Origin of the sequence: Haliea sp., assembly GCF_040221975.1 — a bacterium.
In the GTDB taxonomy this organism is placed as follows: Bacteria; Pseudomonadota; Gammaproteobacteria; order Pseudomonadales; family Halieaceae; genus Haliea.
Map to the genome: position 1 here is coordinate 162,912 of NZ_JAVJWR010000019.1, position 13,253 is coordinate 176,164.

The window sequence follows — 13,253 nt, forward strand, 5'->3', positions numbered from 1 at the left end:
ATACCTGGATCCCTCTAATATACTGGCAGCTCGACGGTGCGCAGAGTGCCGTCCTCAACCGCCAACACACAAGGAGTCACCATGATCGCTAACGGCCAAGTACCGCACACTGTATTCAAGACCCGCGTCCGCGACGAATCCGTCGGCGGCGACAACCCCTACCGCTGGCAGGACACTACCACCGACGATATCTTCGCCGGTAAAAAGGTGGTCGTGTTCTCCCTGCCCGGTGCCTTCACCCCGACCTGTTCTTCCAACCACCTGCCCCGCTACGAGGAGCTGTACGAAGAGTTCAAGGCTGCGGGAGTGGACGACATTTACTGCCTGTCAGTCAACGATGCCTTCGTGATGTTCCAGTGGGGCAAGCAGGTCGGCGCCAAGAACGTGAAGATGCTGCCCGATGGCAACGGCGAGTTCACCCGCAAAATGGGCATGCTGGTCGACAAATCCAATCTGGGCTTCGGCATGCGCTCTTGGCGCTACTCGATGCTGGTCAATGACGGCAAGATCGAGAAGCTGTTTGCAGAGCCCGACTTTGGTGATGTCTGCCCCACCGACCCGTTCGAAGTGTCCGATGCCGACACCATGCTGGCCTACCTCAAGGGCACAGAGTCCAAGGGCGTTGCCGCACCGAGCAAGGCTTTCGTCGGCTGATTGCCTTCCCGCTGCACGCTATGGCGCCCACTGCGGCGCCATTTTTTTTTGCAGACGAAAAAAGGCGCCCTGATTGCTCGGGGCGCCTCTGCTCATTGCGAGCCAATCAATACTCGTAAGTGACATCCAGGCCGTAGGTGCGCGGCGGGCCGTACTGCTCGGTGATGATACCCAGGCCACCGAAGTTGATGCCGAAGGTCGGGTAATCATCGTTGGTCAGGTTCTTGCCCCAGAGCGCGAACGTGAGCAGGCCATCGCCGGCTTTAACGTTTTCCAGGCTGAAGCGGGCATTCACCAGGGTTCGCTCATCCATGATCTGGTGGTCGTAGATGAAGGGCTCACCCGCATAATTGCCGGTCCACAGAGCTGACTCATACCACTCGTCCTGCCAGCTGGCCTGCAGGTAACCACGAATGTCACCAAAGCTGGTGCGCGCGAAGACGTAGTCTGCGGACGCTGTCAGCTGGTTGCTGGGCGCGGATCCACGCTTGGCGGCATCAGTGGTGTCCAGGCAGGTCTGGGGCACGTTGGTACCACACAGCTCCGGGAACTCATCGTAGTGGCCGTGCACGTAGGCGTAGTTCAGGCCTACGATCAGGTCCTCTACTGGCGCCGCGAGGATTTCCAGCTCCCCACCCCAGCGATCGGCCTTGCCCGCGTTGGCGATCAGGCTGGTTGCGGTGCCATTCTTGGTTTCAATCTGGGAGACCTGAAGGTCATCGTAGACGTAGGTATACAGCGAACCGTTGATGCGCAGGCGGTTGTCCCACCAGTCGCTCTTGATGCCGATTTCCCACTGTTCGATGGTTTCCTCTTCAAAGGGGTTGGCAAATACCTCACCGTTGAAGCCGCCACTGCGGTAGCCCGTTGCGAAACGCACGAAGGCGTTGATGTCGTCTGTCAACTGGTAGGCCGCCGTGACGTTGCCACTCACGTTGTAGAAATTTTCCTGCAACTCGATCTGCGCGGGAATGCCCGACGGGGGGGCACCGAAAGGACGGTTCAGGTAATCGTAGAAGATCTCCTTGTCTTCTTCCGTGTAGCGCAGGCCTGCGGTCAGCGAAAGGCGGTCATCCAGTACCTGCGGGCGCCAGGTCGCCTGTCCAAACACCGCGAGCGACTCGGTGGTGTAATCGTAGTTCTGCAGGCCGGTGCCGCCCAGCGGTGCCAGGAAAACGGCGCGGCGATCGTACACCGCCTCGTCATCGAAGTAGTACAAGCCCAGCACGTAGTCGACGCGATCGGTCGCACCGATAATGTTGAACTCCTGGGAGAACTGCTCGTAGGCGGAGTCGGTGTCCTGATTGCTGTGGAAGCCGCCCACGGAATCCACACCACTCCAGAAGAAGTCCGCGGTGGGATTGGGCATGCCGCCGGCGCCAAAGTAGGCAGAACCCAGTTGCAGCAGGATAAGATCGTTCATGGCGCCAACACCGTTGGCATCCAGGCTGCTGTCAATATCCTCGAGGTCGCCACCCACATAGGTCTCCATCTCGCGGTAGGCGGTGATGGATTTGAAGGTAATGTCGCCCAGGGCGCCAAAGTTGCCCGCGTCCCAGGTCAGGGTCAGGGCGTGGCCACTGACTTCGTTGTCGGAAACAGGGGTATTGTCGGCGGCCCCGCTGCTGCGGCGGCCCTGGCCTGCGGCTTCACGCTCCCGGTACACCGCCAGGGTCTGGTCCATGGAGGGAATCAGGCGATTGGCAATGCGCGGGTCCGCCGCGGGATTTTGCAGCAGCAGGGGCAGGAAACTGCGCAGCTGCGCCAGGGTTTCAACCCGGGTACTGCCGTCGAGAGTGACCGGCGTGAAACCCACGACCTGCTGCAGGGCCCCGTTTTCATCCAGACGGCTTTCGTCGTAGGAATAGTCCAGGGTCAGGGCATCGGTGGGCTCCCACTTCAGCGCCAGGCGCCAGGCCTGGCGGTCGATGCTGTCAAAACCGGCGCCGCCACTGGTGTTGTCATACAGGGGATCGCGCTCGCGGGTCTGGTAGCCGAAGCTGGCCGACAGACGGCCGAGACCTTCACCGATTTCGCCAACCGCCGGCAGGTCGGCATTCAAACGCAGGGCGCGCTCATCGTACTTGCCGACCGTGCCCTTGACCCGGAAGCCAAACTCGCCGGTAGGCTGGCGGGAGATGAAGTTGACCGCACCGGCGGTGGAGTTGCGACCGTACAGGGTACCCTGGGGACCGCGCAGCACTTCGATTCGCTCCAGTTCGGCCACTTCCATGCCCGAACCATTCATCTTGCCGATGTAGACACCATCCATGTAGATGCCCACGGCAGGATCAGTGGACAGGTTGGCGCCACTGCCGCCGCCAAAGCCACGGATAGCCAGACTGGTGGCACCGCGGGAGCCGGGGGCATCGAAACCGAATACGCCGGGTACTTCGCCGATAAGGTTACTGGTGCTATTGATGCCGCGCTGCTCGAGAACAGTCTCGGACAAGGCCGAGATGGAAATCGGCGTTTCCTGGGTCGTCTCTGCGCGCTTCTGGGCAGTGACAATCACTTCTTCCAGCGCGCCAACCTGGGCCTGGGCCGCCATACCCAAGGTGACGAGGATGGGGGAAAGCGCCAATGCCAATGGGCGCGGGACAAACCTGGGTAAATTCATCATGGGGACCTCTCATGCGGTAAATACGTTTATGTCCGCGCTGCCAGCAGGCAACACAGAGTTGTTATGAGCTGAGCCGAAGTGCAACGCTGAGCCAAAAATTATCCTACGGTTAGCTTTTATACGGCGGGCCAACTTTACACCGGAGCAGCGCCAACGACCAGTGCAGGCGGCCTAAAATAGGGTTCAATGGTGTAAATAAGAATACTGGCTGCAGGCTGCCCGCGGGGACGCAGGCGGTTTAACGATCCGCCTGGGCGTTGACGGCAATACCAGAGCCGAGGAAGGCTGCCGCCACCGCCAATTCCACATCCACACTGAACTTCGGATCCGCCAGCCAGTTGAGCAGGCCATAAACATAGATACCGGTGATGTAGTGGGTCATGCGCTCGACGCTGATGTCAGTCCGTACCTCACCGCGGGCGACGCCATCGCGCAGCATGGCGCAAAAACTGTCGTGCAGCGATGGCCAGCGATGCTGGTCGACACTGTAGAGAGGGTCATCATAGGCGCGCAGTGCCAGAATCAGCAGTGCCCGGGTCAGCATGGGGGTCTTGCGGGTCATCTCGGCGCCGTACGCAAAAAAACGTGCCAGTTGCTCCTCCACAGTGCCACCCTCGCCACGAAAACGTTCTATTGCGGCGGCGAAACGCTCATCCACACCGGGCACCAGAGCCTGGAGGATGGCCATCTTGCTGGGGAAATAATTGAACAGGGTAGGTTTGGAGATATCCGCGGCTTCGGCCAGCGCCTCTACCGTCACCGCGTCATAACCCTGGCGGGTAAATTGACGGCGGGCGACCTGCAGGATCCGCTCGCGGGTCTCGCGCTTCTTGCGCTCCCGCCTCCCTTCGAACTGTGGCGCTGCTCCCATGACTTTAACCGGCGTCTATTATTTTACTGTCAGCGCCAATCTAGCGCGAAAACGCGCCGAATTCCACTACATTGCGGGCATTAATTATCCGTAGCCGCTGGATCAGCGCTGATAGGCACGCATATCCAGGCCAAATGCCGCCACCAGATCCCGCATCAACTCCACGACGCCACCGCCAAAGGTGTTGATCTGGCACTTGCGGTATTCTTCCTCCAGTTCGCCATGCAGGGCAGCCCCGGGGCTGCTGCGATGCAGGGTACTGGCGGGACCCATGGCATCCATCAGCAGGCGATAGACCGCAATCAGCCCCTCGGTACTGAAGGCTTTCATGGCCGAGGCGTAGGCCACTTCGGGCTCCCCCTGCTCCAAACTCCAGGCCATGCGCCAGGTCATCAGGCGCATGGCTTCCAGTCGGGCGTAGGATTCCGCCAGCAGGCGCTGCACGGTAGGGTCGTCAATGGGGCGCTCGCCAGCGACAGGCTCCCGCGCCCAGGCCAGAACGTCCTGATAAAGACCGTAGGCATAGATCCCGATCGCCGCCAGCCCCACCCGCTCGTGATTGAGCTGGGAGGTGATCAGCTTCCAGCCACCGTTGAGCTCTCCGCAGATCATGTTGTGGGGGCAGCGCACGTCATTGTAGTAGCTCATGTTGGTGCGCACTCCGCCCACGGTGTGGATCGGCGCGTAGCTGAAACCGGGCTGGTGTGCATCGACCATGAAGATGCTGATGCCTGCGTGGGGCCGCGCCGCCGCCGGGTCGCTGCGCGCGGCCAGCCAGATGTAATCTGCGGCCTCGGCACTGGAGGTATACACCTTGGTGCCGTTGATCACCCAGTCGTCAGCCTCCCGTACCGCGGTGGTCTTCAGCGCCGCGAGGTCGGAACCCGCATCCGGTTCCGTGTAGCCGATGGCAAAATGCAATTCCCCGGCGGCGATTTTTGGCAGGAAGAAAGCCTTGTGCGCCTCGGAACCATGGGCCATGATCGCCGGCGCTACCGTCGAGATGGTGACGAACGGCAGTGGTGCATTGGCCAGCTGCGCCTCTTCGAAGAAGATCATCTGGTCCATGGGGCCACGGCCGTGGCCGCCATATTCCCGGGGCCATCCCAGCGCCAGCCAACCGTCCTTGCCGATCTGGCGAATGACCGACTTGTAGGCGTCGCCGCCTTCATTGCCGCGCGTGGCCTCCTGCAACTCGGACGTCATCAGGGACCGGAAGTAGGTCCGCAGCTCGCTGCGCAAAGCCTGTTGTTCCGCTGTATGTTCGATATGCACCTGGGCTGATCTCCTGGGGACGCTGACGTTGACTGGATTATTATTGATCTTGAATCCAAATTCAATAATAATCCTGATTGATGAAGAGGACTCTGCGCCATGTCTGCAGCCACTGACAAAACCAGTGCCCGCCGCCCCAAGGGCGCGCTGGCGCGCGAGCGTCTGAAGACTGCCGCGGTCGCAGTGCTGGACCGGGTGGGCTATCACCAGCTGCGCATCAAGGACGTGACCGCGGAGGCGGGCGTCGCGGCAGGCCTGTTCCACCACTATTACAGTGATCTCAAGTCACTGATTGAAGAAATCCTGGACGAATACATCGCAGAATTCGAGGCCACCGAACAAATCGAGCGGGACGTCAGCAAGGGCGACTGGTTCAGTCGGCTGCGGTCACACTACGAAGTGGCCGTTCGCAGCCACGCAGAACACCCGGGCATCAGCAACTGCATCAATCAGTTCTGCGCCGATGACCCCGCTTTTCGGGCGCGCTGGCAGGCATCCTACAACCGGCGCCTGCAGCTGCTCGCGGATGTGTTTCCCTACGTGTTTCCCGACAGCGAACTGGCGCCGCACGAAGTGCGACTGATGGTCCACGCCCTGAGCGGCATCGGCCAGGACGTGCTTCGGGAATGCTACATTGAGCGCAATCCGGATCTGCTGGCGCTGCAATTGTCGGAGGCCGAGCTGGCCGAGTGGCTGGCGGCGCTATTCTATCGCGGACTCTTTGCCCGCAACCCGCCCCGGAGTCAGCTGCATCACGCCGCCCGTATCCTGTCACTGAAACGATGAACCCGGAATCCACTGCAAGCTGCCAACCCACCGCCATACTGGAGACATTCTGATGGACTACTCCCTGACCGAAGACCAAGCCGCCATCGCTGAATTGGCGGAGAAAATCTTTCGCGAGCAGGTGAACGACACCGCGCAGGCCGAGTACCAGGACAGCTTCAACGCCGGCCTCTGGCAGACTCTCGCCGACGCAGGCCTTACCGGGATCGGCCTGGCGGAACAGCACGGCGGCTCGGCAATGGGGTTCATTGCCCAATGTCTGGTGGTCAAGGCCCAGGGCGCAGTGCTGGCACAGATACCGCTACTGGAAACCCTGCTGGCGGCACAGGCACTGGAGACCGGTGGCGTCATCGAGGGCCTGGCCAGGGTTGCAGCCGGCAAAGCCTGGCTCAGTCTGTCCCTGGGCCCAGGGCTGAACCTGGAGGACGACACGTTGCAGGGTGAGCTGAGCATGGTGCCCTGGGCGGAGGGCGCCCTGTACCTGGTGGCGCGGGCCGGTGAGCGCCTGGTAGCCCTGACACCCGCAGAAGCCGACGTGCAGTTTGAACCCCAGCGCGTCAGCAATGGCCGCCCCACTTCCCGGGTGCTGGTCAGACGCGCAAAGGCCCTGGACCTCGGTGGTCAGGACGCGATTGCCGCCCTGCAGCAGCGGCAACAGGTCATGACGGCAGCCCTGCAACTGGGCGTGGCCGAGGAGGCATTGCGACGCACCGCCGCCTATACCAGCGAACGCAAGCAATTCGGCAAACCCCTGGCGGCCTTTCAGGCCGTGGCGCATCGCGCCGCGGACGGCTATATGGATATAGAGGCCCTGCGCGGCGTCGTCGACAGCGCCATGTGGCGTCTCGATGAAGGGATGGACGCCACCTTGCAGGCGGGCGCGGCGCGCTGGTGGGCGACAGAAACCTCCCACCGGGTCAGCCACACCGCCCAGCACCTGCACGGTGGTATTGGCGCCGACCTCCAGTATCCCATTCACCGCTATTTCCTCTGGTCAAAGCAGCTGGAGTTCGACCTCGGCGGCGCCTCCCACCACCTGGCCGAGATGGGTCGATATCTGGCCAGCAACAAGCAGTCCGGCATCACCCTGTAGGCAGCGCTGCCGGCAATATTGATAACAACACTCTGGAGTCACTGATGAACGTATTGCAGTTCGAGAACATTGAAGACCGCCATCTGGGCCGGGCCCTGGCCATGCAGGCCGCGGAGCAACCCGAGGCGAACTTCATCATGTTCGGGGAAACGCACTACAGCTTTGCCGAGACCAACAGCAAGGTCAATGAGCTGGCTGCGGGGCTTGCCGCTCTCGGGCTGGGCCGCGGCGACCGCGTAGCGTTCTATATGGGCAGTGCCCCGGAAGTCATCTTCCTGGCCCTGGCCAGCAACAAGCTTGGTGCCATCTGGACACCCGTCAATTCCGACTACAAGGGTACCTGGCTATCCGAGACCATCAACCGCAGCCGACCCAGAATAGTGGTCACGGACGACGACCATGCGGCCCGGCTGGCGGAGGTCATGGGCGACCTGGAAGCCGGGAATCTGGTGGTTCTGGGCGACCCCGGGGCACTCCCGGGCGCTACGGATTTCAACAGCCTTTATCACGCGGGAGCCCCGGAGCCAGACATGAGCGGGCAGAGCTATGGTGACACCTGCGCCATATTGTGGACCTCCGGGACTACCGGGCGCTCCAAAGGCGTCATGCAGAGTCACAACGTCTGGTTCAACGCTGTTGCCTCCGGGGACGCCCTGTTCGGCACCCGCCCCGGTGACGTCATCTACAGCGTCCTGCCCATGTACAACTCCGCCGCCTGGGTGACCTCCATCCTCCGCGCGCTGATCGTGGGAATTCCGCTCGCCATCGACAGTGCCTTTTCGGTAAAGAACTTCTGGGAACGCATTGACTACTATGGCGCCACCCAGAGCTTTACTCTCGGCGCCATGCACATGTTCCTGTGGAACGCCCCCGAGAAGCCCGACGACGCAGCGCACAGCCTGCGCAAACTGATGGCGGTGCCAATGCCAGCGGACGTGGCCGGCCCCTTCAGCAAACGCTTCGGCGTGGAATTGCTGCCCCAGGGCCTGGGACAAAGCGAGGCGATGCAACTGGTCATTGTGCGCCCCGACGAAGCCTCCCTGCCTCCCGGCAGTTGTGGCAAGCCCGCGGATGCACTCGACACCAGACTGGTCAACGACCAGGGCGAGGATGTGGTCACAGGCGAACCCGGCGAACTGTGGGTGCGTCCGAAGAAGCCATTCGTGATTTTCAATGGTTACTTCGATGACCCGGAAGCGACAGCTGCAGCCTATGAGGGCGAGTGGTACAAAACCGGCGACATGCTCAAGCGGAACGCGGACGGCTACTACTTTTTCTCCGATCGCAAAAAAGATGCAGTGCGGCTCAAGGGACGCAATATCTCGACCTTCGAAGTCGAGATGGTGGCGCGACGCCACCCGGCGATTGGCGACTGCGCTGCCTTTGGGGTGCCCAGTGATATTCTGGAATCAGAGACCGAGCTCAAACTGAACGTAATCCTGAAGCCGGATGCCAGCCTGCAACCGGAAGAACTCGCTCGATATATCAATGACAACGCGCCGTACTTCTTCGTGCCACGCTACATTGAGCTGGTGGAGAGCCTGCCCTACACACCGACCAATAAAGTACAGAAGTTCAAGTTGCGGGAAGCCGGCCTGGGACCCAACACCTGGGATGCGAACAAGGCCGGGTTCAAGGCTGAACGCTAGCGGCCTGCGCGGCCCGGCCTGCGCGGCCCGGCCGACCTACGCGGCCCGACCTACGCGGCCCGTCCAATACCCGCCACCAGTTCCGCGGCGGACTCCATCGCGCCCTCGATGTAGCCCACGCCGTTGCAGTCACCGATGGTGTGGACACTGAGGCCCGCGCTGCGCAGCTGCTCGGCGAGGCTGGTATCTCCGGTTGCTCCCTTGGCTACAATCACGTGGTCTGCCGCCAGAGTACGCACCTGGCCGCGCTGGTTGCAGTAGCTGACGGAGTGATCGCCGATACTGATCGCAGAGGCCTTGTTCTGTAGTGTCACTCCGAGTTCGTGCAACTCGTCCAGCAAGCGCATCCGACGCACCAGATAGAGCCCCGCCCCGGACCGCGGTGACTCGTCAACCACCGTCACCTTCCGCCCCCGGTGAGCGAGGTATTCCGCCAATTCAAGGCCCACCAATTCACCTCCAATCACCACAATACGCTCACCCAGGGGCAGCCACAGCCGCGAGGCCTGACGCAGCATCCAGGGATGGCGGTTGACCCCGGTCAGTGCTCCCAGGCGTGTTATGCCCCTGGTTAATGCCGTGGTCTTGCGCCGCAGCGACGACGCGTTCTCCCCCAATACCAGCGCCCGCATTTCATCGCCACTGAAGACAAAGTCCTGTTCGCTGCCAGGGAGCTCTGGCATCAGGCGCCTGGCGCCGGTGGCGACTACAACCTCATCCACGCCCAGCGACTGCAGCACCGCCGGGATCGCCATCGTGCCGAGGCGGACATCCACCGCGGAGCTGGCCATCTGCCGGCGCAGCCAATTGAGCAGGCGTTCGTTGGGCTCGTAGGCAATGCTGGCAAACTGCAGCGTACCCCCCAACCGGTCAGCGGCCTCCAGCAGCGTCACCTTGTGCCCGGCCAACGCCAGCCTGCGCGCTGCCTCCATACCTGCAGGTCCACCACCGACCACCGCGAAATGGCGGATATTGTCGGTGGCAATTACCGTGCGCTGGCGTTCGTGGGCGGTCTCGGCATTCACCGCGCATTTCACCGGCTTGAGAATGTATATCTGGCTGACACAGCAGTAGCAATAGACGCAGGGCCGAATTTCATCCAGCTGGCCGCTGCACACCTTGTTGGGAAGATCCGGGTCTGCCAGCATCTTGCGGCCCATGCCGAAGAGATCAAAATGCCCTGCGGCGATATGCTTGTCGGCCGCTGCCGGCTCAATGCGGCCAGATGTGAGCACCGGTATATCCAGCGCCTGTCTGATAGCAATGGCATTGGCGACCAGCCGCTCCGGGGTATGCGGGATATTCGACTCAGAGTGGTTGCTGCCGCTGGAGGTGTCGTGATAAGCGCTGACGGTGATGCCGTCGGCACCGGCCTGCTCCAGCATGCGCGCGGTCGCCCTGGCGTCCTCCAGAGTAATGCCTTCGGTCTGGCCAAACTCACCGGAGTCGATTTTCACCCACACCGGGAAGTCGGCGCCCACCGCTGTGCGCACAGCGGCCAACACTTCAAGCAGCAGGCGGGCGCGATTCTCAAGGCTGCCGCCATACTCGTCGTCGCGATTGTTGAAAAAGGGAGACAGGAAGGACGACAGGATATAGCCGTGGCCGCCATGAATCTCGATACCGTCCAGGCCGGCCTCCTGCACCCGACGGGCCGCGGCGGCGAAGTGCTCGACCAGCAAGGCAATGTCTGCGTGGGTCATGGGCTGGAGGATCGTTTCCGGTGCAGGACGGTACATCATCCGCAGCTCTTCAGGCAGGAAGGCGTTGAGGAAGCCGGGAGTCTTCTCCACGGGAACGGATGGTGCCATCACCGGCCGGCCGGCAACGCGGTCTTCCGTGGATACCAGGCCGCCATGATGCAGCTGTGCCGCAACCTTGGTCCCGTGGGCGTGGCACGCGTCCGCCAGTCTTTTCAGACCCGGGATCATGTCATCAGATGCGACCGAAGTCTGCCAGGGCTGGTTGGAGCCGGCGGGCCAGCTGACCCCGGTGGAACCAAGGATGATCAGGCCCACGCCGCCCTCGGCCTGGCGCTCATGGAAGGCTAGCAAGCGATCCCCGCAGCTGCCGTCCTCCTCCGCCAGATTGACACCCATGGCCATGACTGCCATGCGATTCTTGAGCTGCATGGACCCCAGCTTGAAGGGGCTGGCAAGCGTGGTCAGTGACTTGGCCATGGCGGGAGGGCTCCTGGAAGGTAGAGCCGAGCAGTGTAATTGAGTTTACGGCCCCGGGGGCAGGCACACAGGGGTATTGATGCACAAACCTTTACTGGAGTACAACCATCCAATCGTGACCCGTGCTACGGTAGACAACCTGCGAGCCGCGGTAAAGTGCATCGCCACTGCCTGTCCGGGGCGCCGGTATTGCTGCTCAACACACCTGGCACCGCAGCAGGGGCCGCATAAACCACATGCGGCCGCAGTCTACACCAACCTTTCCGTGCACAAGGAGTCCAGGTGCAACCCATTATCGCGATCGAGGACCTCAACAAGACCTACAATTCCGGCTTCCACGCCTTGAAAGACGTCAATCTCGAAATTTCCAGGGGTGAGACCTTTGCCCTGCTCGGACCCAACGGTGCCGGCAAAACGACGCTGATCGGCGTCATCTGTGGGCTGGTCAAACCCAGCAGTGGCCGGGTGTGGGCAGACGGTCATGACATCGTCCGCGATTTTCGGGCCGCGCGCTCCAGGATCGGCCTTGTGCCCCAGGAACTGACCACTGACAGCTTTGAAACCGTGTGGGATACCGTCAGCTTCAGCCGCGGCCTGTTCGGCAAGCCCCCCAACCCTGCCCACATCGAGAAAGTGTTGCGCGACCTGTCGCTGTGGGACAAACGCAAGTCGCGGATGATCGAGTTGTCCGGTGGCATGAAACGGCGGGTACTGATCGCCAAGGCCCTGTCCCATGAGCCCAGTATCCTGTTTCTGGATGAACCCACTGCCGGGGTCGATGTGGATCTGCGCCGGGAGATGTGGAATATGGTCCGCGGTTTGAGCGACAGCGGAGTCACCATCATTCTCACCACCCACTATATTGAGGAGGCCGAGGAAATGGCCGACCGGGTCGGGGTCATCAACCACGGCGAGATTATCCTGATCGAGGACAAGAACACCCTGATGGCGAAAATGGGCAAGCGCCAGCTTACTCTGCATTTGCAAACACCGCTGCGGCAACTGCCGCCGGAGCTGGAAGCCGCTTCCCTGGAGCTGATTGCCGGTGGCCACGAACTGGTTTACACCTTCGATGCCCAACACGAGCAAACCGGCATCGCCGATTTACTCCGTCAGCTGGCCAGCCACCAGATCGAATTCAAGGATCTGCATTCGAGCCAGAGTTCGCTGGAGGATATTTTCGTCAATCTGGTGAGGCCCCGCTCATGAACTTCTACGCAATGCGGGCCATTTACAAGTCCGAGATGGCTCGCACCTGGCGCACCCTCTTACAGAGTGTCGCCTCGCCCATCATTTCCACCTCGCTGTATTTCATCGTGTTTGGTTCCGCGATCGGCTCACAGATGGTCGATATCGGCGGGGTCAGCTATGGCGCATTCATTGTGCCGGGGCTGATCATGTTGATGCTGCTGACGCAAAGCGTGTCCAACGCCTCGTTTGGCATCTACATGCCCAAGTTCTCCGGTACCATCTATGAAGTACTGTCGGCGCCGATTTCCTTTGTCGAAATCATCGTCGGCTACGTCGGTGCCGCCGCCAGCAAGTCGGTTATTCTGGGGCTGCTGATTCTGGTTACCGCCAGGCTGTTTGTCGACTACGAGATACAGCACCCGCTATGGATGCTGGCGTTTCTCGTGCTCACGGCTGTGGCGTTCAGCCTGTTCGGCTTCATTATCGGTATCTGGGCCGACGGCTTCGAGAAGCTGCAGATCATCCCGATGATGATCGTGATGCCGCTGACGTTCCTCGGCGGCACCTTTTACTCCATTGATATGCTGCCGGCCTTCTGGCGCTCGGTGACCCTGTTCAATCCGGTTGTCTATCTGGTGAGCGGTTTCCGCTGGAGCTTCTATGGCACCTCGGACATCAACGTCGGCGTCAGCCTGGCGATGACAGTGGGCTTCCTCCTGCTGTGTATGGCCATCGTCTGGTGGATATTCAAGACCGGTTACAAGCTGAAAAGCTGAGCCGACGGCAAAGTAAAAACCCCGAGGCACAGAGCACCTCGGGGTTGGGGATTAAAGCCTGGCGAGGGCCCGCCCCGCTTTACCGGGTGTGACCGCAAAGGTCATCGCCTGTGTAACGGCACTGCCGTAGACATAGAAAACCCCGAGGCACAGAG

The 13,253-nt window shown here is 61.3% G+C and carries 10 protein-coding genes; 6 read left to right on the forward strand and 4 right to left on the reverse strand.

Going from position 1 to position 13,253, the window contains the following annotated elements:
* The first annotated feature begins 81 nt into the window (after window positions 1-81).
* Window positions 82-654, forward strand: a complete 573-nt coding sequence (locus RLO07_RS08330; protein WP_462291679.1) for a redoxin family protein — start codon at window positions 82-84, stop codon at window positions 652-654.
* A gap of 106 nt (window positions 655-760) precedes the next feature.
* Here RLO07_RS08330 and RLO07_RS08335 read toward each other — a convergent pair whose 3' ends face one another.
* The 3 genes from RLO07_RS08335 to RLO07_RS08345 form a co-directional block, all read right to left on the reverse strand.
* Window positions 761-3,277 (reverse strand): TonB-dependent receptor, encoded by a 2,517-nt coding sequence (locus RLO07_RS08335; protein WP_462291680.1) that lies wholly within the window; start codon window positions 3,275-3,277, stop codon window positions 761-763.
* A gap of 238 nt (window positions 3,278-3,515) precedes the next feature.
* Window positions 3,516-4,148, reverse strand: coding sequence for a TetR/AcrR family transcriptional regulator (locus RLO07_RS08340; RefSeq protein WP_462291681.1), 633 nt, complete (start codon window positions 4,146-4,148; stop codon window positions 3,516-3,518).
* Window positions 4,149-4,250: 102 nt separating this feature from the next.
* Complete coding sequence (locus RLO07_RS08345; RefSeq protein WP_462291682.1) at window positions 4,251-5,423, reverse strand: acyl-CoA dehydrogenase family protein; 1,173 nt, start codon at window positions 5,421-5,423, stop codon at window positions 4,251-4,253.
* A 99-nt stretch (window positions 5,424-5,522) separates the two neighbouring features.
* Here RLO07_RS08345 and RLO07_RS08350 point away from each other — a divergent pair, with 99 nt between their 5' ends.
* The 3 genes from RLO07_RS08350 to RLO07_RS08360 are packed head-to-tail and all read left to right on the forward strand — an operon-like array spanning window position 5,523 to window position 8,951.
* Window positions 5,523-6,209: a TetR/AcrR family transcriptional regulator gene (locus RLO07_RS08350; RefSeq protein ID WP_462291683.1), complete on the forward strand. Its 687-nt coding sequence runs from the start codon at window positions 5,523-5,525 to the stop codon at window positions 6,207-6,209.
* Window positions 6,210-6,261: 52 nt separating this feature from the next.
* Window positions 6,262-7,302: an acyl-CoA dehydrogenase family protein gene (locus RLO07_RS08355; RefSeq protein ID WP_462291684.1), complete on the forward strand. Its 1,041-nt coding sequence runs from the start codon at window positions 6,262-6,264 to the stop codon at window positions 7,300-7,302.
* Between the two features lie 44 nt (window positions 7,303-7,346).
* Complete coding sequence (locus RLO07_RS08360) at window positions 7,347-8,951, forward strand: AMP-binding protein (protein WP_462291685.1); 1,605 nt, start codon at window positions 7,347-7,349, stop codon at window positions 8,949-8,951.
* 50 nt (window positions 8,952-9,001) lie between these two features.
* On the opposite strand, the gene RLO07_RS08365 is transcribed toward RLO07_RS08360, so the two are convergent.
* Window positions 9,002-11,131 carry an oxidoreductase gene (locus RLO07_RS08365; RefSeq protein WP_462291686.1) on the reverse strand — a complete coding sequence of 710 codons (2,130 nt, stop codon included), beginning with the start codon at window positions 11,129-11,131 and terminating at the stop codon, window positions 9,002-9,004.
* A gap of 282 nt (window positions 11,132-11,413) precedes the next feature.
* Between RLO07_RS08365 and RLO07_RS08370 the strand changes: the two genes are divergently transcribed.
* Together RLO07_RS08370 and RLO07_RS08375 are read left to right on the forward strand one after the other, a co-directional pair.
* Window positions 11,414-12,340: an ABC transporter ATP-binding protein gene (locus tag RLO07_RS08370; protein ID WP_462291687.1), complete on the forward strand. Its 927-nt coding sequence runs from the start codon at window positions 11,414-11,416 to the stop codon at window positions 12,338-12,340.
* Window positions 12,337-13,098 (forward strand): ABC transporter permease, encoded by a 762-nt coding sequence (locus RLO07_RS08375; protein ID WP_462291688.1) that lies wholly within the window; start codon window positions 12,337-12,339, stop codon window positions 13,096-13,098. The genes RLO07_RS08370 and RLO07_RS08375 overlap by 4 nt, the downstream gene beginning before the upstream one ends.
* Window positions 13,099-13,253 lie beyond the last annotated feature (155 nt).